This is a genomic window from Salinicola lusitanus (genome assembly GCF_003206045.1).
In the GTDB taxonomy this organism is placed as follows: domain Bacteria; phylum Pseudomonadota; class Gammaproteobacteria; order Pseudomonadales; family Halomonadaceae; genus Salinicola; species Salinicola lusitanus.
Genome location: NZ_PZJM01000012.1, coordinates 16,739 through 37,824 on the forward strand (window position 1 = coordinate 16,739; position 21,086 = coordinate 37,824).

General features: G+C 62.3%; 20 protein-coding genes. 15 read left to right on the top strand and 5 right to left on the bottom strand.

The annotated features are described in order from the left end of the window. The first annotated feature begins 49 nt into the window (after nucleotides 1-49). The 10 genes from DOM45_RS16850 to DOM45_RS16895 all read left to right on the top strand — a co-directional run bounded on the left by DOM45_RS16850 (nucleotide 50) and on the right by DOM45_RS16895 (nucleotide 10,486). The gene (locus tag DOM45_RS16850) at nucleotides 50-1,180 is read left to right on the top strand and encodes a beta-ketoacyl-ACP synthase III (RefSeq protein WP_110602419.1); all 1,131 of its coding nucleotides are present in this window, start codon (nucleotides 50-52) and stop codon (nucleotides 1,178-1,180) included. After that, complete coding sequence (locus DOM45_RS16855) at nucleotides 1,180-1,926, top strand: MlaA family lipoprotein (RefSeq protein ID WP_110602420.1); 747 nt, start codon at nucleotides 1,180-1,182, stop codon at nucleotides 1,924-1,926. Before DOM45_RS16850 ends, DOM45_RS16855 begins: the two co-directional genes overlap by 1 nt. A gap of 16 nt (nucleotides 1,927-1,942) precedes the next feature. After that, nucleotides 1,943-3,082 carry a PP2C family protein-serine/threonine phosphatase gene (locus tag DOM45_RS16860; protein WP_110602447.1) on the top strand — a complete coding sequence of 380 codons (1,140 nt, stop codon included), beginning with the start codon at nucleotides 1,943-1,945 and terminating at the stop codon, nucleotides 3,080-3,082. Beyond that, a complete protein-coding gene (locus tag DOM45_RS16865) occupies nucleotides 3,075-3,581 on the top strand; it encodes an STAS domain-containing protein (RefSeq protein WP_110602422.1) in 507 nt (168 codons plus the stop codon). The genes DOM45_RS16860 and DOM45_RS16865 overlap by 8 nt, the downstream gene beginning before the upstream one ends. A 269-nt stretch (nucleotides 3,582-3,850) precedes the next feature. Beyond that, nucleotides 3,851-5,065 (top strand): Bcr/CflA family multidrug efflux MFS transporter, encoded by a 1,215-nt coding sequence (locus DOM45_RS16870; protein ID WP_110602423.1) that lies wholly within the window; start codon nucleotides 3,851-3,853, stop codon nucleotides 5,063-5,065. Nucleotides 5,066-5,391: 326 nt separating this feature from the next. Further along, entirely contained in the window at nucleotides 5,392-6,435 is a 1,044-nt protein-coding gene (pstS, locus tag DOM45_RS16875) for a phosphate ABC transporter substrate-binding protein PstS (RefSeq protein WP_110602424.1), read from the top strand. A 105-nt stretch (nucleotides 6,436-6,540) separates the two neighbouring features. Beyond that, nucleotides 6,541-7,479 carry a phosphate ABC transporter permease subunit PstC gene (pstC, locus tag DOM45_RS16880; RefSeq protein WP_110602426.1) on the top strand — a complete coding sequence of 313 codons (939 nt, stop codon included), beginning with the start codon at nucleotides 6,541-6,543 and terminating at the stop codon, nucleotides 7,477-7,479. 17 nt (nucleotides 7,480-7,496) lie between these two features. After that, on the top strand, nucleotides 7,497-8,348 hold the full coding sequence (gene pstA / locus DOM45_RS16885; protein WP_110602428.1) for a phosphate ABC transporter permease PstA: 852 nt from the start codon (nucleotides 7,497-7,499) through the stop codon (nucleotides 8,346-8,348). 20 nt (nucleotides 8,349-8,368) lie between these two features. After that, the gene (gene pstB / locus DOM45_RS16890; protein WP_110602429.1) at nucleotides 8,369-9,193 is read left to right on the top strand and encodes a phosphate ABC transporter ATP-binding protein PstB; all 825 of its coding nucleotides are present in this window, start codon (nucleotides 8,369-8,371) and stop codon (nucleotides 9,191-9,193) included. A gap of 186 nt (nucleotides 9,194-9,379) precedes the next feature. Beyond that, on the top strand, nucleotides 9,380-10,486 hold the full coding sequence (locus tag DOM45_RS16895) for an AI-2E family transporter (RefSeq protein WP_110602431.1): 1,107 nt from the start codon (nucleotides 9,380-9,382) through the stop codon (nucleotides 10,484-10,486). Between the two features lie 95 nt (nucleotides 10,487-10,581). On the opposite strand, the gene trxA is transcribed toward DOM45_RS16895, so the two are convergent. Beyond that, a complete protein-coding gene (gene trxA, locus DOM45_RS16900) occupies nucleotides 10,582-10,905 on the bottom strand; it encodes a thioredoxin (RefSeq protein ID WP_110602432.1) in 324 nt (107 codons plus the stop codon). A 242-nt stretch (nucleotides 10,906-11,147) separates the two neighbouring features. On the opposite strand from trxA, the gene cysB reads away from it, so the two are divergent. Next, complete coding sequence (gene cysB, locus DOM45_RS16905) at nucleotides 11,148-12,116, top strand: HTH-type transcriptional regulator CysB (RefSeq protein ID WP_110602433.1); 969 nt, start codon at nucleotides 11,148-11,150, stop codon at nucleotides 12,114-12,116. 83 nt (nucleotides 12,117-12,199) lie between these two features. On the opposite strand, the gene DOM45_RS16910 is transcribed toward cysB, so the two are convergent. The 4 genes from DOM45_RS16910 to pabB all read right to left on the bottom strand — a co-directional run bounded on the left by DOM45_RS16910 (nucleotide 12,200) and on the right by pabB (nucleotide 16,325). Continuing rightward, the gene (locus DOM45_RS16910) at nucleotides 12,200-12,820 is read right to left on the bottom strand and encodes a phosphoadenosine phosphosulfate reductase domain-containing protein (protein WP_110602435.1); all 621 of its coding nucleotides are present in this window, start codon (nucleotides 12,818-12,820) and stop codon (nucleotides 12,200-12,202) included. A gap of 167 nt (nucleotides 12,821-12,987) precedes the next feature. Beyond that, complete coding sequence (locus DOM45_RS16915) at nucleotides 12,988-13,770, bottom strand: ABC transporter ATP-binding protein (RefSeq protein WP_110602437.1); 783 nt, start codon at nucleotides 13,768-13,770, stop codon at nucleotides 12,988-12,990. Next, nucleotides 13,767-14,846: a FecCD family ABC transporter permease gene (locus DOM45_RS16920; protein WP_240612440.1), complete on the bottom strand. Its 1,080-nt coding sequence runs from the start codon at nucleotides 14,844-14,846 to the stop codon at nucleotides 13,767-13,769. Before DOM45_RS16920 ends, DOM45_RS16915 begins: the two co-directional genes overlap by 4 nt. A 51-nt stretch (nucleotides 14,847-14,897) precedes the next feature. Then, nucleotides 14,898-16,325, bottom strand: a complete 1,428-nt coding sequence (pabB, locus tag DOM45_RS16925) for an aminodeoxychorismate synthase component I (RefSeq protein ID WP_110602438.1) — start codon at nucleotides 16,323-16,325, stop codon at nucleotides 14,898-14,900. Nucleotides 16,326-16,664: 339 nt separating this feature from the next. Between pabB and DOM45_RS16930 the strand changes: the two genes are divergently transcribed. From DOM45_RS16930 to prpD, 4 genes are read left to right on the top strand one after another with little or no spacing between them, the layout of a single operon-like run. Continuing rightward, nucleotides 16,665-17,411: a GntR family transcriptional regulator gene (locus tag DOM45_RS16930; RefSeq protein ID WP_110602440.1), complete on the top strand. Its 747-nt coding sequence runs from the start codon at nucleotides 16,665-16,667 to the stop codon at nucleotides 17,409-17,411. Further along, complete coding sequence (gene prpB / locus DOM45_RS16935) at nucleotides 17,408-18,301, top strand: methylisocitrate lyase (protein ID WP_110602442.1); 894 nt, start codon at nucleotides 17,408-17,410, stop codon at nucleotides 18,299-18,301. Before DOM45_RS16930 ends, prpB begins: the two co-directional genes overlap by 4 nt. 17 nt (nucleotides 18,302-18,318) lie before the next feature. Continuing rightward, a complete protein-coding gene (gene prpC, locus DOM45_RS16940; RefSeq protein ID WP_110602444.1) occupies nucleotides 18,319-19,443 on the top strand; it encodes a bifunctional 2-methylcitrate synthase/citrate synthase in 1,125 nt (374 codons plus the stop codon). 51 nt (nucleotides 19,444-19,494) lie between these two features. Continuing rightward, nucleotides 19,495-20,979, top strand: a complete 1,485-nt coding sequence (gene prpD / locus DOM45_RS16945) for a 2-methylcitrate dehydratase (protein ID WP_110602445.1) — start codon at nucleotides 19,495-19,497, stop codon at nucleotides 20,977-20,979. Nucleotides 20,980-21,086 lie beyond the last annotated feature (107 nt).

Sequence of the window (21,086 nt, forward strand, 5' to 3'; positions counted from 1 at the left end):
GGTGTGCGTAATGATGGAGAGCGGCGGATGCCGCGGGAGGTAATAGCCGATGACGCAAGCCGTGATTACCGCGACGGGCCTGTTCACGCCGCCGGATTCGATCGATAACGCCGAACTGGTCGCCAGCTTCAATACCTGGGTCGATGCCGAGAATCTGCGTCACGCGGCGGCGATCGAGCAGGGAGAACGCGAGCCGCTGGCGCACTCCAGCGAAGCCTTCATCCTCAAGGCCTCGGGTATCGAGAGCCGTTACGTGATGGAAGCCGGGGGGATTCTGGATCCGGAGCGCATGCGACCGCGCATCCCACAGCGCGCCAACGATGCGCTGTCGGTCCAGGCGGAGATGGGCGTGGCCGCGGCTCGCCAGGCGCTGGACGAGGCCGGTGTGCGTGCCGATCAGCTCGATTTGATCATCGTCGCCTGCTCCAACCTGCAGCGACCTTATCCGGCGGTCGCGGTGGAGCTTCAGGCGGCGCTGGGCGCCGGCGGCTACGCCTTCGACATGAACGTGGCCTGCTCCAGCGCGACGTTCGCCATCGACATGGCCACCAACGCTATCCGTGCCGGCAGCCTGGAGCGGGTACTGGTGGTCAACCCCGAGATCTGCTCGGCGCATCTCAACTTCCGTGACCGGGACAGTCACTTCATCTTCGGTGACGCCTGTACCGCCATCGTGCTGGAAGCCGACCATCTCGCCCAGGATCGGGAGCACTTCACGGTCTTGGGAACGCGGCTGAAGACGCAGTTCTCCAATGCCATTCGCAATAACTTCGGGTTTCTCAATCGTCTTGCCGACGACGGGCGGGATGATCTGGACAAGCTTTTCGTCCAGGAAGGGCGCAAAGTGTTCAAGGAGGTCTGCCCGATGGTCGCTTCGTTGATCCTCGATCATCTGGAGAGCCAGTCGTTGACCGGGGACTCGGTCAGGAAGCTCTGGCTCCACCAGGCCAACCGTCACATGAACGACCTGATCGCGCAGCGTGTGCTGGGCCGCGAGCCCTCGCTGTCGGAAGCGCCGGTGATACTCGACCGCTATGCCAATACCAGTTCGGCGGGATCGATCATTGCGTTTCATCTGCATCGCGACGACCTGCAGGACGGCGACGTGGGGGTGGTGTGTTCCTTCGGTGCGGGCTACAGTGCGGGCAGTGTGATACTGCGTAAAGGGAATGCGTGTTGATGAAATCGATCCATTGGGTGGGCGGCGCCTGTGTCGCCGCGGCGTTGAGCGGTTGTGCCTCGACGGGGGAAGAGTCGAATCCCCAGGATCCGTGGGAGGGTTTCAACCGTGGTGTCTATCAGTTCAACGACACGCTCGATCGCTATGCGCTCAAGCCGATCGCGCAGGGCTATGACACCATCACGCCGGACCCGGTCCAGGATGGCGTCGGCAATTTCTTCTCCAACCTGGGGGAAATCCGCACGGTTTTCAACAGTGTTCTCCAGTGGGAGTGGGGCAATGCCGGCGTCGCATCCGGACGTTTTCTGGTCAATACCGTGCTGGGCGTGGGCGGCGTGCTCGATCCCGCCACGCGCATGGGCCTGGACGAAAACGAGGAAGATTTCGGCCAGACCCTGGGCGTGTGGGGGGTGGGAAGCGGTCCCTATCTGGTGTTGCCGATTCTGGGGCCGAGCACGGTTCGAGACACCAGCGGCCTGCCGGTCGATATGTACACCTATCCGGTCACCTATGTCGAAGACGACAAGTGGCGTTACGGCCTGACCTTCCTGCGCTACGTGGATCTGCGCGCCAGCCTGCTGGACCAGGAGACGTTGATCCAGGGGGATCGCTACAGCTTCATCCGAGACGCTTATCTGCAGCGTCGCCAGTTCGAGGTCACCAACGGTGCGGCCGGCGAGGATCCGTTCGCCAGCGGCGGGTTCGGTGACGATTTCGAATATAGTGAAGACGACTTCGCCGAGTAGACCTGTGTCCAATACGCTGTCGGACGAGCTGCCCGTGATCGGTCTGATCGATCTGCCGGGGCCGGACCGTGAACGCTTGATCGAAGAACTTTCCCGTCTCGACATCGTGGTGCGGGCGGCCGTCTCGGTTTCGGCATTGCCGGCCCATTGCGATCTCGTGGTGGCGCATGTCCGAGCGGTCACGCACGATGGGTGGGAGCGACTGGCCGTCGGACGTCCGACCATCGTCATCAGCGAGAGCCGGCGCGACGACGACCTGCACAAGGCGCTCGATGCCGGGCTGATCGACTACCTGGTCGAACCGCTCAAGCATGTCGACATTCTGCGGCGTTTGATCGAGCGGGCCTTGGAGCTGAAACGGCTGTCGCGCGATCACAGCGAGAGCCGGGCCGAGCTCGAGGCGTTGAACGATCGTCTCGAGCGGCATCTCGAGATGCTCCGGGACGACCAGCGGGCAGGCGGGCACGTGCAGCGCAAGCTGCTGCCACCGCCGGGCGTCGTGCACCACGGCGTGCGTTGCGACTACTGGTTCGCGCCTTCGCTCTATCTGTCGGGTGATTTTCTCGATTTTCAGCGTTGCGACGAACGCTACAGTTTCTTCTATTTTGCCGATGTCGCCGGCCACGGCGCCTCTTCCGCCTTCGTCACGGTGTTGCTGAAGTACCTCTGCAATCGCTGGCTGGCCCAGTGGCGAACGTTGCTACCGGAAGCGTTTCCGTCCCGGTGGCTGGGCGAACTCAACCGGGAGTTGCTGGAGACCGGTATCGGCAAGCACGCCACGATCTTTGCCGGCGTGCTGGACCATGAGCGCCGTTTTCTGCACTATGCGCTCGGCGCTCAGTTGCCGATGCCGATTCTCCAGGCAGAGGGACAAAGCGGATACCTGGGGGGAGAGGGGCCACCGGTCGGGTTGTTTCCCGACGTCGAGTACCCCATCTATGGTTGCCCGTTACCTGAGTCGTTCCGACTCTGGTTCTGCTCCGACGGCATTCTGGAATGTCTGCCGGAGGGGTCATTGAACGCGCGGCTCAAGGAACTCGAGCACCGCACGACACACTGCACCAGCGTCGACGATCTGAGGGAAGGGTTGGCGTTGGGGGATCCCCTGCCGGATGATCTCAGCATGATGACACTGAGTGGTTTCGACCATGATTGAAGGGCGGATAAGAGCGGCCTTCGAGTCGGGCGTATTTGTGCTCAAGCTCTGCGGCGACGTGCGCTTGACGCTATGTGCGACGCTGGACGCCGAGGCGCAGCGTCTGGCGGAACTGCCTGGTTTGCGGGCGGTGATGGTCGACCTGCGCGAGGCGACCAACGTCGACTCCACCGCGCTGGGGTTCCTGGCCAAGGTGGCGATGGCCGTGCAGGGGCGATTGGATGACCCGCCCACGATCATCGCCGAGCACCCGGACGTTCGGCGGATGCTGGACGTCATGGGTTTTGCACGCTATTTCACGCTGCTCGAAGCGCCATTGACCGAGCCGGCGGAGTTGGATGAGCTGCCTCATATCGAGGCCGATGAGCGCGACATCCAGCAGCGGATCCTGGAAGCCCACCGTATCCTCATGCGCATGAGCGAGCACAATCGGCACGAATTCCAACCCTTCGTCGAACTGCTCGAATCGCAGCGCATCGACGCTTCCCCGCACGGTTGAGCCACCCTCGGTCGAGACCCGGCCGTAACGAATGACTAGCGTCGCGACGCGGGTGTCGGCCGTCCGTCGCCCGCGCCGGCGATCCGTGCCATTGACGGGGGGCTTCGTGTCGAGGCCGAATCGCCCAGGCCAGGGATGCCCGCCGGGCCGCGAGGTTCTCTTGCGATTCCCTGGGCTCTCCCCGTTCGGCGGGGCGAGAGCATTACCACGGGGCCGGCAGTCGGCGGCATCGAGATCCCTATCCGTGAGACGATCTTGAAGGAGAGCCTGTGACGATCTTGAGTGCCCGGCGGCTGGCGCTGCTGGTGGCTGCCAATACGGCGCTGGCACCGCTGGCGATCGATGCCTACTTGCCGGCGATGCCGGCGCTGGCGTCGTCGATCGGTGCCAGCGTGCACCATACCGAGCTATCGCTGAGCGTCTTTCTGCTCGGATTCGCGCTCGGACAGCTGGTCTGCGGTCCGCTGTCGGACCGTTTCGGCCGCAAGCCGATACTGATGATCGGGTTGAGCGTGTTCCTGGTCGCCAGTCTGGCGCTGACCCAGGTGGGCTCGCTGGCGACGCTGTGGGGATGGCGATTCGTGCAGGCGCTGGGTGGTGGCGCGTGCGTGGTGAACTCCGCCGCCATCGTGCGCGATCGCTTCAGCGGTCGGGAAGCGGCCAAGGTGATGTCGACCATGGTCATGATCCTGATGATGGCGCCACTGGTGGCGCCAGCCATCGGCAGCGCGCTGCTGCACCTGGCGGATTGGTGGTTGATCTTCCTGTTTCTCGCCATCTACGCCGCTTTCGTGCTGTGGCTGTTGGGGCGCTATCTCCCCGAGACGCACGGCCGGGATCCGCGAGCCCCCTCGGTGCGACAGATTCTGGGGAACTACGCCAGCGTGCTGCGCCACCGGGAGGCGATGGGCTACATCGGGGCGGTATCGATGTCGTTTGCGGGTATGTTCGCGTTCATCACTGGCTCGCCCTATCTCTATATGGAGCATTACGGTCTCTCGACCACGCTTTATCCCTTCGTCTTCGGCGCCAATATCCTGATCATGGCCTCCTCCAGCCGGCTCAATATCCGGCTGCTGAAGACCCGCACGCCGCAGCAGAACCTGCTGCTGGGCCTTGGGGTCCAGATGACGGCAGGCGTGCTGCTGGTGGTGATGGTGGCAACGGGGCTGGATTCCATTTTCACGATTGCCCCGCTGATGGTGGTCTTCGTGGGGATGCAGGGGCTGATCAGCCCCAATGCCATGTCCTCGATGCTGGACCACTTCCCCCGCATGAGTGCCACGGCGACGGCGCTGCAGGGCTGTCTGCAGTTCACCTGCGGTGCCGTGTCCGGGGCGCTGGTCGGAGCCTTCGAGCTGGCCAGCGCCTGGCCGACGGTGCTGACGATGCTGGGCGCCACGCTGCTGGGCAACGTCGCGGTGCGAGTGCTGGCTGGACGTGCGCTCAAGCATCGAGCCGCGGCCCCGGACCCGACTCCCTGAGCCGTTACCCGAAGCGGCGCCATCGTTACGCGTTTTGACGCTTGTCATTGAGTTGTCATCCAACCTTGTCATGGTGAGTGCCGCGAAGGTTGTCATCCAGGCGCTTAAGGCAGCACCTCGAGAACCATCGACGATTCTGGGGATCCAGCAGATCGTCGGTGGTTTTTTCATTCGGATAATAACGGCTGTCGGAATGATCTTTTTCATCCATGACATGGCTGTCATAAAACTGTCACGGCACTGACGTACGGTGTGCGCTGAGAGTGCTGGCAACCTTCGCAACGTCGTTATCGCTCACGCATCCAAGGTGGAAACAGGATATCGCTATGCTTAAACACGTCTTCGCAACGCTCATTTCCGGATCAATGGTTCTGGGCGCCGCTGGTGTCCAGGCTCAAGACGCCATTACCGGCGCAGGCGCAACCTTCCCGTACCCGGTCTATTCGCAGTGGGCGGACGCCTATCAGGACGAATCCGGCATCGGCCTCAACTATCAGGCCATCGGCTCCGGCGGCGGCATCCAGCAGATTGTCGCCAAGACGGTCACCTTCGGTGCCAGCGACGCCCCGATGACCAAGGAAGAGCTGGACAAGAATGGCCTGATGCAGTGGCCGATGGTCATGGGTGGCGTGGTTGCCGCGTTCCATGTCGAGGGGATCGAGGGCGGTTCGCTCAACCTCGATGGTCCGACACTGGCCGACATCTACCAGGGCAAGATCACCAACTGGGACGATGACGCCATCGCCAAGCTGAACCCGGACATGGACCTGCCCGACACCCAGATCACGCCGGTCTACCGTGCAGAGGGCTCCGGAACCAACTTCCTGTTCACTCACTACCTGTCGCAGGTCAGTCAGGACTTCGCCGACAACGTAGGTGAGGGCAAGTCGGTCGCGTGGCCGGCAGGCGTCGGTGCCAAGGCCAATGCCGGGGTTGCCAGCCAGATCGCCAACACCAATGGTGCGATCGGCTACGTCGAGTATGCCTACGCCGCGCAGAACGACCTGAGCCTGGTGCACTTGAAGAACAAGGCAGATAAGGTCGTCGCACCCAGCATGGATTCGTTCATGGCCGCGGCCGCCAACGCCGACTGGAAGGATGCGCCAGGCATGTATCTGGTGCTGACCAACCAGCCGGGTGACGAAAGCTGGCCGATCACTGGCGCCTCTTTCATCCTGATGCACAAGCAGGTTCAGGACGCGGAAGCCGCCAAGCAGGCGCTCAAGTTCTTCGACTGGGCCTACGATAACGGTAACGACATGGCGCAGGATCTGGACTACGTGCCGATGCCGGATAACGTTGCCGACATGGTTCGTGACAGCTGGAGCGAGATCAAGGGCCCGAATGGCGAAGCCGTCTGGACCCAGTGATCCTTGACTGACGTACCGCGACGGCTGGCGGGACAACCGCCTCCGTCGCGGCGCTGTATCAGACGCCGCCTCAGGGCGGTAAGTGGCAAGTGACGAGGAACGAAGATGGCCACCACCAACGCGATTCCCACCAGCAGCCTGGGGCATCTCAGCGATGCCACTCGCAGGCGGCTGCAACGAAAGGCGCGCATCGATGTGTGGTTCGAGCGCACGTTGTTTGCCTTCGCTTTCGCCGTGTTGCTGCTACTCGGGGCGATCATCGCGTCACTGATGTTCTCCAGCTGGCCCGCGCTACAGCGCTACGGACTGGACTTCTTCACGGAAAACCGCTGGGCGGCCAATGTCGAAGTCTTCGGTGCACTGCCGGCGATCTACGGCACGCTGCTGACGTCATTCATCGCTATCGTCATCGCCGTGCCGGTCTCGTTCGGCATCGCGATCTTCCTGACCGAGCAGTGTCCGGGGTTCCTGCGGCAGCCGCTGAGCACCCTGATCGAACTGCTGGCGGGAATTCCCTCGATTATCTACGGCATGTGGGGCATGGAGGTGCTGGCGCCACTGCTGCGCACCTGGTTCCCCTCGGTCTTTCCCGCCGGCACCGGTCTGGCGACGGCGGGCATCATTCTGGCGGTGATGATCATTCCCTTCATCACGGCCGTATCACGAGATGTCATCAATACGGTCCCGGCGGTCATGCGCGAATCCGCCTATGGGTTGGGCTGCACGACCTGGGAGGTGACACGTCAGGTCATCCTGCCCTCGGTGAAGGGCGGGCTGGTCGGCGGCGTCGTGCTGGGGCTGGGGCGCGCGCTGGGGGAAACCATGGCGGTGACGTTCGTCATCGGCAATAACCTGTTCCTCGACGCCACCCTGACAGGGCAGGGAACCTCGATCGCGGCACTGATTGCCAATCAGTTCTCCGAATCCGACGGAACCCAGCGCTCGGCGCTGCTGGCGCTGGGTCTGATCCTGTTCCTGATCACCTTCGCGGTGCTGGCCTTCGCGCGATATCTGTTGCGCAACAGCACCGGTCGCCACGCCTGAGCGGGAGGAGAGAGTCTATGGATACCAATCAAACGCCGCTCTACCGGCGCCGCAAACGCCTCAACCAGCTGGTGATGGTGCTCTGCCAACTGGCGACGGTGATCGGCTTCGTCTTTCTCTTCGCGATTCTCTTCACGCTGGTCACCAAGGGGATCGGGGCGATCTCTCCGTCGACGTTCGTCGAGCGTACCCGCATGAACGGCGGGGGTCTGGGCAACGCGATCTGGGGAACCTTCCTCATGACCTGCGCGGCAACGGTGATCGGCACCGTCATCGGCGTGGCCGCCGGTACCTGGCTGGCGGAGTACAGCGGCAAGGGCTTGATGGCCAAGGTAATCCGTTTCATCAACGATATCCTGTTGTCGGCACCCTCGATCATCATCGGCCTGTTCATCTATGCCGTAGTGGTGGTCCCGATGGGCAACTTCTCCGGCTGGGCCGGCGTGCTGGCGTTGACGGTCATCATCGTGCCGGTGGTCATTCGCTCGACAGAGGACATGTTGCGATTGATCCCCAACTCGTTGCGGGAAGCCGCGGCCGCGCTGGGGGCCCATCGCTGGTGGATCATCGTCCGAGTCTGTTACAGCGGCGCTCGCGCGGGGATCATGACCGGGATTCTCCTGGGGTTCGCGCGCATCAGCGGCGAGACGGCACCGCTACTGTTCACGTCGCTGAATTCCAATCAGTGGAACTTCTTCGACCTGGGTAGTGAAATGGCCAACCTGCCGATGACCATCTATCAGAACATGACGATCAACGCCTTCATTCCCGATCTGGTCGCGTTGGCCTGGGGCGGGGCCTTGATCCTGACCGCTGCCATTCTGATTCTGAACATTGCGGCGCGCTACTTCTCGCGCCAGCGATCCTGATTTCTAGCTGCGAGACTGCCATGACAGCCGATATTCATCTCGACCAGAAGCGCAACGCCGGCGCCGCTGAAGCGGCTGCCGCCCCGCAGATCGCCACCAAGCTGCGCGTCAACGATCTGAATCTCTTCTATGGGAAGTTCCAGGCGATCAAGAATGTCACCATGGAAATTCCCGAACGCCAGGTGACGGCGTTCATCGGCCCGTCGGGGTGTGGCAAATCCACGTTGATCCGTTGCTTCAATCGGATCCATGATCTCTACGAAGGGATTCGTACCGAGGGGCAGATTCTGCTCGACGAGCACGATATCTATGAGGCTGGGGTCGATCTCAACCTGCTGAGATCTCGTGTCGGCATGGTGTTTCAGAAACCGACGCCGTTCCCGATGTCGGTCTTCGATAACGTCGCCTTCGGTATTCGTCTCTACGAGAAGCTCTCCGCTCGGGATCTCGAGGAGCGAGTGGAGTGGGCGTTGCGCAAGGCGGCACTGTGGAACGAGGTCAAGGACAAGCTCAAGCAGAGCGGTCAGGCGCTCTCGGGCGGCCAGCAGCAACGCTTGTGCATCGCGCGCACCATCGCGGTGAAGCCAGAGGTGATTCTGCTCGACGAGCCGACCTCGGCATTGGATCCGATCTCGACCGGGTATATCGAGGATCTGATCAACGAGCTCAAGAAGGACTACACGATCGTCATCGTCACCCACAACATGCAGCAGGCGGCGCGAATATCCGATATCACCGCGTTCATGTATCTGGGGAGCCTGATCGAGTGTGACGACACCACCAAGATATTCACCCAGCCGAGAGAGTCCCGGACCGAGGATTACATCACCGGTCGCTATGGTTGATCTCCGACGGTCGTAATCTTGCCTGGGACAGGCAGCTGGCGCCCCCGAGTCGACGACTCGGGGGCGCTTGTCGTCAGGCTCGCGGTAAGCCGCTATCTTTCACTCACTTTGCGCCGCAGCAACGTACCCGCCGCGGGATCGTGCTAATGTCGTGGCCCACAGGACGTGACCACCAGGATCTTGCATATGTCGCCCGGACAGGAACCCGCTTTTCGTAACGTTCCCTTCAATCTGATGCTGACGCTGGCATCGCTGACGATCATCATCGCCGGGATACGCGCCGCGGAAAGCCTCATCATCCCGATCCTGCTGTCGTTGTTCGTGGCGGTGATCTGCACCTCGCCGGTCCATTGGCTCTATCGGCGTGGCGTCAACTCCTACGCGGCGGTCCTGATCACGCTGTTGATACTGGGAGGGCTACTGGCTCTGTTCGGCACCTTGCTGGGCAACAGCTTCACGATGTTCATGGATAGCTGGCCCGAGATGCAGAAGCAGCTGGAGGGCCATTATCTGAACCTGCTGGAGTGGCTGGCGAATCAGGGGCTTTCGGTCTCACCGCAGCAGTTGTCCAACATGGTCGACGACTCCGGAGACCAAAGCTGGCTATCCGGGTTCATCAGTGGTCTCGGTCTGGTGCTGTCCCAGAGTCTGGTCATCCTGCTGATGGTCAATTTCATGCTCTTCGAGACGCTGGATTTCCGTCAGAAGGTGGCCAGGGCGCTGACCAATCCGGGGCCGAGCCTGGAGCGCTTCACCGAGTTCAGCTACAACCTCAAGCGGTATATGGCCGTAAAGACGGCGATCAGCCTGATCACCGGCCTGCTGGTCACTATTTCGGCCTGGCTCGTCGGCGTCGAGTTCGCCCTGCTCTGGGGCGCGCTGGCCTTCATTCTCAACTACATCCCCAACATCGGTTCGGTATTGGCTGCGATACCCCCGGTGTTGCTGACACTGGCGATGCCGGATGGGGGGGTGGTGAAGGCGATGACGCTGGCGGGTGCCTACCTGACCATCAACTTCGTGCTGGGCAATATCATCGAGCCACGGGTCATGGGGCGGACGATGGGGCTCTCGACATTGGTCGCGTTCCTGTCGCTGGTGGTCTGGGGCTGGATCCTGGGGCCGGTGGGAATGCTGCTGTCGGTGCCCCTGACAATGACCCTCAAGATTGCCCTCGACAGCCATCCCGAGACGCGCTGGATCGCGAAGATGCTCAGCCCCTCGGAGCGCCGTCGCCGCCATCAGCGCAAGGTTCAGGAAGCGTTGGACGATCTGGAGGAAGAGGTCGAATAGCGCTCGGGGGTTCTCCGAGTCGGCGCGGCCGATCGTCTGCAGGCACAAAAAAACCGCGCTCTCGGGAGCGCGGCCTTGTCGACAGGTGGCGAGGCTCAGCCGTTCTGTTCGAGAAACTGCGTCAGCTGGGACTTGGACTGAGCGCCGACCAGTGACGCCACTTTGGCGCCGGACTTGAACAGCATGACGGTGGGAACGCCACGAACGCCATGTTCGGAGGCGATCTCCGGGGCGTCATCGACGTTGACGCTGACGACCTTGATGTCATCCGCTTTCTCGTCGGCGACTTCGTCGACCACGGGCGCCATCATCTTGCAGGGGCCGCACCAGGGTGCCCAGAACTTGAGCAGCACCGGCTTGTCCGCGTTCAACACCTCCTGCTCGAAATTGGCGGTGGTGACATCGACATTGTTGGACATGACGTTAACTCCTGGAGACATTGCGCTCTTCTCGAGCTTATGGGGGCGATGTTAGCCCTTGCGCAGGGTGCTGGCAAATCCCTGGCTTTATCGGAACGATAGCGCAAGGTTATTAAACATCTTTTTTTCATACCCAATAATCGTAGCTCCAGCGCCTTCACGCCCCACGACTTATTGCGTAAAGTAATCTACGTCATGTTTTTTATGCCGTTTTGAAGATTCTGGAAGCCACGAGGTTGCTCATGAAGCTCCAACAGTTGCGCTACGTATGGGAAGTGACACGGCATCAGCTCAATGTCTCGGCAACCGCTCAGAGCCTGTTCACGTCACAACCTGGAATTTCCAAGCAGATTCGACTGTTGGAAGACGAGCTAGGGGTAGAGATATTCGCGCGCAGCGGCAAGCATCTGACACGCGTCACGCCTGCGGGGGAGGCGATCGTCGAGCTGGCCGGCAAGGTGTTGCGCACGGTCGATGACATCAAGCACGTCGCTCAGGAGCACAGCGACGAACGCCGCGGCAGTCTGGCGATTGCCACGACGCATACGCAGGCACGTTACGTGCTGCCCAGCGTGATCGGCGAATTCCGTCAGAAGTACCCGGATGTCGCCCTTCACATGCAGCAGGGAACGCCCAAGCAGATCGCCCAGATGGTGAGCGAGGGGACGGCGGATTTCGCGATCTGTACCGAGTCGCTCGAGCTGTTCAACGATCTCGTGCTGCTACCGTGCTATCGCTGGAATCGCTGTGTCCTGGTACCCAAGGGGCATCCTCTGGCGAGCGGTGAATTGACACTCGAACGGGTGGCCGAGCACCCGCTGGTAACCTATGTCTTCGGTTTTACCGGTCGCTCCCAGCTCGACGACGCCTTCAAGTCCCGGGATCTGACGCCCAACGTCGTCCTTACCGCAGCCGACTCCGACGTGATCAAGACCTACGTGCGGCTGGGTCTTGGTATCGGCATTGTCGCCCACATGGCGGTCGATCCGGTGGCCGACAGCGATCTCGTGGCGGTGGATGCCTCGCATCTGTTCGAGAGCTCCACCACCAAGATCGGCATTCGCCGCGGCACCTTCATGCGGACCTACATGTACGACTTCGTCAAGCGCATGGCCCCCCACCTGGATCGAGAGACCGTCGAGCGAGCGCTGGCAGCGGGCCCGAGGCACGAGGCCGAGCTGTTCAAGGGGATTCAACTGCCCGTGCTTTGAGGGGCATTTCCCCCGTTTCAGCCTGCCCGAACGTAGAGCGCCCCGCCATCGGCGGGGCGCTCTGCACTATGTACCTGAGTCAATCAGTGCTGCAGGTGCAGCCCGCACTCGCGCTTGTCCTCGACCTTGGTCGGGTCGAAGTAGTCGAAGTTGTTGGGCAGATCATGCTGTTGCAGGTACTGGTACATCTGCTTGGCAGTCCAATGTAGGACGGGCGCCACTTTCAGCAGGCCATCGGCATTGCGCGACAGCGGCTGCATGCGCGAGCGCTCCGGGGTGTCCTCGGCCCTTAGCGCCGTGAACCAGACATCCGGCGCCGTTTCGGCCAGCGCCCGTCGAAATGGTTCCAGCTTGACCTCTTCCGTGAACGCTGCATGCCGTGGGTCGCCGATTTCCGGGGTTGGCCCCTCGACGGACTCCCGATGGGCCCGCGAGCGGTGTGGGTGGTAAATGGTCAGGTTGAGATCGAGCCGCCTGGTCAGCTCCTCGGCGAAACGGTAGGTCGCGGGCGTGTTGTAGCCGCTGTCCATCCAGATGACGGGGATGTCGGGACGAACGCGGGTGACCAGGTGCAGGATCACGGCCTCGAACGGACGGAAATTGGTGGTGCAGATCGCCTTCTGATCCAGGCCCAGTGCAAACTCGGTGAGGGCCAGAGGATCGTGGCCGATTTCACGATTGAGAGCATCGAGGTCGAACGCCATGGGTGACTCCTTTGGAGGGCTCGCCTGAGTTTCCGACGAGGCGCAGCGGGGATATGTGGGATGGCTGCCACTCTACCAACCCCCTCGAGGCGTCGACCAATACCGTTTGGTTAGGTTTATATATAACCAAATTATCTACATGTCGATGCGAACCGATCTTCTGATTATTAAGCGCCGAGCGAGCGCAGCGCCGAGAGAGGCGTGATGCGTGGCGGCGCGTCCGGCGGCCACTCGACGTGAGCGTCGATGGCGTAGACCGCCCGCAGCCGAGCTGGCGTCAACACCTCCCCCGGCGTTCCGCTGGCGACTTGCCGTCCCGCCTTGATGACCCAGAGACGGTCGGCGAAGCGGGCGGCCAGATTCAGGTCGTGGATGGCCAGAATGACGGTCATCGCTTCGCGACGCGCCAACCGCTGAAGGTAATCGAGCACCTGCAGTTGATGATGGAGGTCCAAGGCGCTGGTCGGTTCATCGAGCATCAACAGTGCCGGACGCCGCACGATGGCCTGGGCGATGGCGACGCGCTGACGCTGGCCACCGGACAGCGCGACCAGTTCGCGCTCGGCGAGCGGTTCGAGTTCCAGTGATTTCAGTGCGCGCTCGACCGCCGAGAGCGCCGTGGCGGCAGGCTCTGCCACCTGGGTTCGACGCGCCAGCAGGACAGCCTCGAAGACGCTCAGCGCCGCCTGGGTGCTGGTGTCCTGGGGAAGGTAATAGAGTCGCCGGCTGCGCTGCTCGAGCGACAGTGAATCGAGCCGCTCTCCGGCCAGGAGGATGTGGCCGCTGGCACTCTCGATGCCGGCGATCGCCTTGAGCAGCGTCGACTTCCCCGCACCGTTGGGTCCGATCAGCGCCGTTATCTCGCCCGGCCTTGCGGTCAGGCCGGAGAGGTCGTGCAGTACCCGGTGTTTCCCCAGCGAACAGTCGAGTCGCTCGATTTGCAGGCTCATCGCCAGTTCTCCTTGCGCGAGCGCAGGATCAGCGAAACGAAGAACGGCAAGCCGATCAGCGCAGTCAGGATGCCGATCGGTAGCAGGATGCCGGGAATGAGCGTCTTCGAGAGGATCGAGGTCACCGAGAGGATCAGTGCGCCGGTCAGCGCGGACATCGGCAGGAAGACGCGTTGATCCTCGCCCACCAGCAGCCGGGCGATATGCGGGCCGACCAGCCCGACGAACCCGATGGTCCCCACGAACGCGACCGCCGTCGCCGACAGCAGCGCGCAGCAGAGCAACATGCGCAAACGCAGCCGGCCGACGTCGATCCCCATGGACTTGGCCTGGGTTTCTCCCAGGCGCAGGGCCGTCAACTGCCATCTGGCCCGAATGAAGATCGGCATGGTGGCGAGCAGGGCCAGGGCGGCCAGGGCGACTTTCCCCCAGCTTGCCTTGTTCAAGCTGCCCAGCGACCAGAATACGAGTTGCTGCAGCGACTCGGCGGAGGCGACGTACTGAAGCATCCCCAGCAAGGCGTTGAAGAAAAACATGATCGCGATCCCCATCAGCACCATCGTCTGCACGCTGACCCCCTTCAGCCGGCTCAGCGCCCAGATCATCAGCGACGCGAGCATGGCCAGGGCGAAGGCATTGGCAGTCAGCAGCAGGGTGCCGGCGACGGGCAGGACGCCGAAACCCAGCACGATGGCAAGCGCCGCGCCAAAGCTGGCCGCGGAAGAAATCCCCAGCGTGAAGGGATCGGCGAGAGGATTGTTGAGCAGTGTCTGCATTTCCGCGCCTGCGACGGCAAGACTGGCGCCGACGACGATGGCCATCGTCGCGACCGGCAGCCGGATCTCCCAGACCACCACCTGCAGCACGCGGGAAGCCTGCGACGGCATCGCCAGGGTCTTCACTACGTCGAGTAGCGGGTAGGCGCCTGGCCCGGTGCCGATGTCGATCAGTAGCGACGTCAACGTGGCCATCGCGGTCAGCGCGATCAGCCAGTGCTGACGACGCCGGCGGGAGAGGTAGCGATCGGCCGTGGTCTGCGGTGCACTGGCGCGGGGCGAAATCGTCGTGGCTTTCAAGGTGGCTTCGTTGTTGGAAGATGGCGTCGGGCAGCGTAAACCAATGGAATGCTATTGGGAATCGTTCTCGACCTGGTGGCGATCCGTCAGCGCCTGCATCAGTCTCCCGATCTTGGCGAGGGTCTCCCGGTATTCGGCTTCTTCGTCCGAATCCGCGACCAGTCCACCGCCGCCCCAGATGTGCAGGGTATCGCCGTCGGCGACGACGGTGCGTATCGCGATCGAGGTATCCAGATGGCCACGTCGGTCGAGATAGCCCAGGCTGCCGCAGTAGACGCTACGCTGGCTGGGCTCGAGTTCGTCGATGATCTGCATCGCGCGACGCTTGGGGGCGCCGGTGATCGAGCCGCCGGGGAAAGCGGCAGCCAGCAGATCCAGCGGTTGTGCAGGGCTTGCCAGTTCACCGCAAACCACGCTGACCAGATGATGGACATTGGCGTAGCTCTCCAGGCTGCAGAGTTGCGGGACCTTGACGCTGCCGGGGCGGCAGACGCGGCCCAGATCGTTGCGCAGCAGATCGACGATCATGACATTCTCGGCACGATCCTTGGCGCTCTGCTGAAGCTCCTCTGCCAGCTGCCGGTCCTCGTCGGGGGTCGAGCCGCGGGGTCGAGTCCCCTTGATCGGCCGAGTCTCGACCTGACCGTCGACGACGCCGATGAATCGCTCGGGCGACAGCGAGAGAATGGCCTTGTCGTCCCAGGCGAGGTAGCCGCCGTAGGGCGTGGGCGTGGCGCGGCGAAGGCGGCGATACGCCTGCCAGGTGCTGCCCTCGAAGCGGGCGGTGAAGCGCTGCGCCAGATTGATCTGATAGCAGTCGCCGGCGTGCAGATAGTCGATGACGCGCTGAAAGCGTCTGGCATAGCCGGCGCGATCGATATCGCCGACGAATGGGCCGGTCAGGGCGAAGTCCGGCCGGCTCGGCGTCGCGACCTCGTGCAGCCAACGCATTACCTGCTGGCGGCGTTCGGCGGTCGCGACCAGCCAGCTACGCTGCGCTTCATGATCCTGGATCAGCGCCCAGTCGTAGAGTGCGAGCCTTGCCGAAGGCAGCTTTGGCCCCGGGCGAGAGTCGACGCGCGGTGAGGAGTGGCCGCTCGGGTCGCGCGCGGAAGCCAGTGAATAACTCCAGTGACCGATCAGTCCACCGAGAAAGGGCAGGGGGCCAGTTCTGGCAGCGAGGTCGGCCGGCAGACGGGGCAGCCATTCGGCTTCGGCATGATCCAGGAGGGCTCGTTGAGCCGCGAACGGCTCGTCCGGCAGGCGTATCGATGGCTCACATCGTACTTGGCCTTCATCGATGGTCAGCGTCGCCAACGGGTCACTGCTGAGAATGTCGAAGCGGCCACCCGGAGCGTCGGGACGGCCGCTGTCCAGCAGCACGGCCCCAGGACGGCGATGCAGGTGCTCGAAGAGCGGGCCCGGGTCGGGGGTGTAGGGGAAATCGGCTATCTCGAGCCAGGGTCTCGCGCCAGCCATGAACACCTTTTCCTGACGAATGAACGGCGACTCGGCATCGGCAGCCGCATCTCGGGTTATCGGCAACTGATGCCGGCCGGCAAGTTTATCGAGAGTCTCGGTGATGAGCGAGGGCTTTGCGCGCCCAGCGAACGGCTGCGATTCGGCACCGGCAAGGAGAGGGGGAGGGGAGCGGCCAGGGTCAGTAAAACCTGCGTAGTAACACTTGATTGTCGACAATTCTAGGGGTTCTGTTTCCTAGGGTCCGACTAAAGTGCCATATATTGCGCGATTATTACGTTGCCGGGAGGAAAAGTGGCACCTATGATAGGCGTAAGCCCTTTCATTGTTAACAACTTAATGTCCCAATTCCCTACCGATAATCATCAGATCGACACCGAGCTGCCAGCGGTTCGCACCCTGGCCGAGCGGGTGTTTCATCAGCTTCAGCGCGCGATCGTCCGCGGCGAGCTGCCTCCCGGCACCCGTATCACGGAGCCGGAGCTCTCCGCTCACTACGGTATCTCCCGCGGGCCCTTGCGGGAAGCCATGCGGCGGCTGGAAACCTATCGGCTGATCGAGCGCGTGCCGCACGTCGGCGCGCGGGTCGTCAAGCTTTCGATGGACGAGTTGCTGGAGCTGTTCGACGTGCGCGAGGCGCTGGAGAGCATGGCCGCGCGACTGGCGGCGACGTCGATGACGGCCGAGGAGATCGCGGGCCTGCGCAGCGTTCTCGCCTTTCATGAGCGGCAGGAGGATCTGGCCAGTGGTGAGGCCTACTACCAGCGGGAAGGCGATCTCGACTTTCATTACCGCATCGTGCAGGGCAGCCACAATCGCATGCTGATGACGCTGCTGTGCGATGACCTTTATTACCTGGTACGGCTCTATCGGACGCAGTTCAGCGCCAAGGGGTCCCGGCCGCAACGCGCCTTCGTCGAGCATCATCGCATCGTCGATGCGATCGAGGCGGGTGACGCCGAGCTCGCCGAGCTGCTGATGCGTCGCCACGTCAGCGCTTCCCGCGAAAACGTCGCCGCCCACTACGCGCAAACGCTGGTGGAAGAACCGGCCTCTTCTTCCCAGACCTCGAGGATCGAATCATGACGTCGCTCACCCCCGGTGCACGCTTTCGGAGGGCGTTGGCCGCCCATCATCCGCTACCCATCGTCGGTGCCATCAATGCCTACAGTGCGATGATGGCCCAGGCGGTGGGTCACCACGCCCTCTACCTCTCCGGTGGCGGTGTCGCCAATGCCTCCCACGGTCTTCCGGATCTGGGCATGACCACGCTCAATGACGTGGTCGAAGACGCTCGTCGCATCACCGCGGCTGCCGAATTGCCTCTGCTGGTGGATATCGACACCGGTTGGGGCGGGGCTCTCAATATCGCCCGCACGATTCGAGAAATGGAGCGGGCCGGCGTGGCGGCCGTTCATCTCGAGGATCAGGTGGCGCAGAAACGCTGCGGGCACCGCCCCAACAAGGAGATCGTTTCGCAGGCGGAGATGGTCGACCGTGTCAAGGCTGCCGTCGATGCCCGACACGATGCGGATTTCTACCTGGTTGCGCGCACCGATGCCTTCCAGAAAGAGGGCCTTGCCGCCGCCGTGGAGCGGGCCAATGCCTGTGTCGAGGCGGGCGCCGACGCCATTTTTGCCGAGGCGGTCCATACCCTGGATGACTACCGGGCGTTCTGCGAGGGCGTCGACGCACCCATCCTGGCCAATATCACCGAGTTCGGTGCCACGCCGCTGTTCACCCAGCAAGAGCTGGCGGAGGTCGGCTGCCAGATGGTGCTTTATCCACTATCCGCGTTTCGCGCGATGAATGCGGCTGCGTTGAAAGTGTATCGGGACATCCATGCCAAGGGACACCAGCGGGACGTCGTGGAGCTGATGCAGACGCGGGACGAGCTCTACGAGTTTCTCGACTATCACGCCTATGAACGCAAACTCGATGCGCTTTTTGCGAAGGAAGGCGATCGAGGCGAGTAATAGATAAGGAGGCTTTCATGGCAGAGATGACGAAGAGTACCGGCTTGCGGGGCCAGAGCGCGGGCACCACCGAACTGTGCACCGTCGGAAAAAGCGGTTCGGGACTGACCTATCGCGGCTACGACATCCAGACGCTGGCGGAAAACGCGCGTTTCGAGGAGGTCGCCTATCTACTGCTGAAGGGCGCGCTGCCCAACCAGTCGCAGTTGGACGACTACATCGCCCTGCTCCAGCATTCCCGCTCGCTGCCAGAGCCCTTGAAGAGAGTGCTGGAGCAGATCCCGTCGGATGCCCATCCGATGGATGTATTGCGCACCGGCACTTCGATGCTGGGTAACCTTGAGACCGAGCAGCGCATGGAGGATCAGCAGCGCCACGCCGATCGATTGCTGGCCGTCATGCCGTCGATGCTCAACTACTGGTATCGCTACTCTCATCATGGCGAACGCATCGAGACCGAAACGGACGACGTCTCCGTTGGCGGTCATTTTCTGCATCTGCTGCACGGCAAGCCGGCTTCGGACCTGCATGCCAGGGTGATGAATGTCTCGCTGATTCTCTACGCCGAGCACGAGTTCAATGCCTCGACCTTCACCGCGCGGGTCTGTGCCTCCACGCTCTCCGATCTGCACAGCTGCGTCACCGGTGCGATTGGCTCGCTGCGCGGGCCGCTGCATGGTGGGGCCAACGAAGCGGCCATGGAGATGATCAGCCGCTGGTCGACGCCGGACGAAGCGGAGCGGCGCCTGCTCGAGATGCTGGAGCGCAAGGAAAAGGTCATGGGTTTCGGTCATGCCATCTATCGCGAGTCCGACCCGCGCAGCGCGATCATCCAGCAGTGGGCGAAACGGTTGGCGGACGACGTGGGCGATACGCATCTCTATGCCGTATCCGAGCGTGTCGAAGCAGTCATGAAAAGAGAGAAGAAACTGTTCCCCAACGCCGACTTCTATCATGCCAGCGCTTACCACTTCATGGGCATTCCGACGAAGCTGTTCACGCCTATCTTCGTCTGTTCGCGGTTGACCGGGTGGTGCGGGCACATCTTCGAACAGCGCGCCAATAACCGCATCATCCGGCCCAGTGCCGATTACGTCGGCCCGGAAAGACGCGATTGGGTGCCGATCGAGCAGCGCCGGTAACCGCGGCTTCGAGCCATGCGCCATTGATCAACGACAATCCAAGGAAACCTCATGAGCGCCAACGTCGATTTCAACCAGCGCCCTGACTACGATCCGGAGCTTCAGGCCATCACGGACTATGTGCTCGATTATCGAGTCGACAGTCGGGAGGCGCTGGAGACGGCCCGGCATTGCCTAATGGATACGCTCGGTTGCGGATTGCTGGCATTGCGCTTCCCGGAGTGCACCAAGCATCTTGGGCCGTTGGTGGAGGGGACCGTCGTTCCCAACGGGGCTCGTGTGCCCGGGACCCAGCTTCGGCTCGATCCGGTGAAAGCGGCTTGGGATATCGGCTGCATCATTCGGTGGCTGGACTACAACGATACCTGGCTGGCAGCGGAATGGGGCCACCCGTCGGACAATCTGGGCGGCATCCTGGCGGTTGCCGACCATCTTTCTCAGCAGCGCGTGGCGAAGGGCGAGACGCCGCTGACCCTGCGCCACGTGCTCGAAGCGATGATCATGGCCCATGAGATACAGGGTGTCCTGGCACTGGAGAACTCGTTCAACCGAGTAGGGCTCGATCACGTCATCCTGGTGAAGGTGGCATCGACCGCCGTCGTAGCCAAGTTGATGGGCGCCAATCGTGAGCAGCTGCTGTCGGCACTGTCGCATGCGTTCGTCGACGGACAGAGCCTCCGCACCTACCGTCATGCCCCCAACGCCGGATCGCGCAAGAGCTGGGCGGCAGGAGACGCGACCTCCCGAGCGGTAAGGCTGGCCGACATCGCCATGCGGGGTGAGATGGGCATCCCTGGCGTGCTCACTGCGCCGCAATGGGGCTTCTACGACGTCGCTTTCAGCAAGACCAACAAGGATCAACGGATCAAGCCGGAGGCGGAGCGGAGATTCCGCGTGTCGCAGGCTTATGGCAGCTACGTCATGGAGAACGTGCTGTTCAAGATCAGCTTTCCGGCGGAGTTCCACGCGCAGACAGCGGCCGAGGCTGCGGTGACGCTGCACCCGCAGGTGCGTGATCGTCTCGATGAGATCGAGCGTATCGTCGTGACCACCCATGAGTCGGCCATCCGGATCATCTCCAAGGTAGGCGAGCTCGCCAATCCGGCCGATCGTGACCACTGCCTGCAGTACATGATCGCGGTGCCGCTGGCGTTCGGTAATCTGACTGCCGAGCACTACGAGGACGATTTTCATCTTGCGCATCCGATCATCGATCTCCTGCGCGACAAGATGGAGGTCGTCGAAGACGAGCGGTATAGCCGCGAGTATCATCAAGCGGACAAGCGCTCCATTGCCAACGCGGTCCAGGTCTTCTTCAACGATGGAACCTGCACCGAGCTTGTGGAGGTGGAGTATCCCCTGGGACATCGGCGACGTCGGGAAGAGGGAATCCCGCAGCTCAAGGAAAAGCTCCGCCACAATCTGGCAACCCGTTTTCCGGTGCAGCGCTGTGAGCAGATCTTCGAGCTGTACGAAGACGGAGAAAGGTTCGACTCGACGCCGGTGGATGCGTTCCTGGATCTCTGGGTGATCTAGAGACAGATGCACGGGTGGGTGACGGTTTGATGACGCGCAGTCGAAATTTTGGGATTTTTGTTTCCCAACGCTTGCCAAGTGCCGCGGAGAATCGTAAAGTACGCATC

Bases quoted from the DNA above. Each gene is read 5' to 3' on its own strand.
- DOM45_RS16850 (WP_110602419.1), top strand. From the start codon at position 50: ATGACGCAAGCCGTGATTACCGCGACGGGCCTGTTCACGCCGCCGGAT.
- DOM45_RS16855 (WP_110602420.1), top strand. From the start codon at position 1,180: ATGAAATCGATCCATTGGGTGGGCGGCGCCTGTGTCGCCGCGGCGTTG.
- DOM45_RS16865 (WP_110602422.1), top strand. From the start codon at position 3,075: ATGATTGAAGGGCGGATAAGAGCGGCCTTCGAGTCGGGCGTATTTGTG.
- pstS (WP_110602424.1), top strand. From the start codon at position 5,392: ATGCTTAAACACGTCTTCGCAACGCTCATTTCCGGATCAATGGTTCTG.
- pstC (WP_110602426.1), top strand. From the start codon at position 6,541: ATGGCCACCACCAACGCGATTCCCACCAGCAGCCTGGGGCATCTCAGC.
- pstA (WP_110602428.1), top strand. From the start codon at position 7,497: ATGGATACCAATCAAACGCCGCTCTACCGGCGCCGCAAACGCCTCAAC.
- pstB (WP_110602429.1), top strand. From the start codon at position 8,369: ATGACAGCCGATATTCATCTCGACCAGAAGCGCAACGCCGGCGCCGCT.
- DOM45_RS16895 (WP_110602431.1), top strand. From the start codon at position 9,380: ATGTCGCCCGGACAGGAACCCGCTTTTCGTAACGTTCCCTTCAATCTG.
- trxA (WP_110602432.1), bottom strand. From the start codon at position 10,905: ATGTCCAACAATGTCGATGTCACCACCGCCAATTTCGAGCAGGAGGTG.
- cysB (WP_110602433.1), top strand. From the start codon at position 11,148: ATGAAGCTCCAACAGTTGCGCTACGTATGGGAAGTGACACGGCATCAG.
- DOM45_RS16910 (WP_110602435.1), bottom strand. From the start codon at position 12,820: ATGGCGTTCGACCTCGATGCTCTCAATCGTGAAATCGGCCACGATCCT.
- DOM45_RS16915 (WP_110602437.1), bottom strand. From the start codon at position 13,770: ATGAGCCTGCAAATCGAGCGACTCGACTGTTCGCTGGGGAAACACCGG.
- pabB (WP_110602438.1), bottom strand. From the start codon at position 16,325: ATGGCTGGCGCGAGACCCTGGCTCGAGATAGCCGATTTCCCCTACACC.
- DOM45_RS16930 (WP_110602440.1), top strand. From the start codon at position 16,665: ATGTCCCAATTCCCTACCGATAATCATCAGATCGACACCGAGCTGCCA.
- prpB (WP_110602442.1), top strand. From the start codon at position 17,408: ATGACGTCGCTCACCCCCGGTGCACGCTTTCGGAGGGCGTTGGCCGCC.
- prpC (WP_110602444.1), top strand. From the start codon at position 18,319: ATGGCAGAGATGACGAAGAGTACCGGCTTGCGGGGCCAGAGCGCGGGC.
- prpD (WP_110602445.1), top strand. From the start codon at position 19,495: ATGAGCGCCAACGTCGATTTCAACCAGCGCCCTGACTACGATCCGGAG.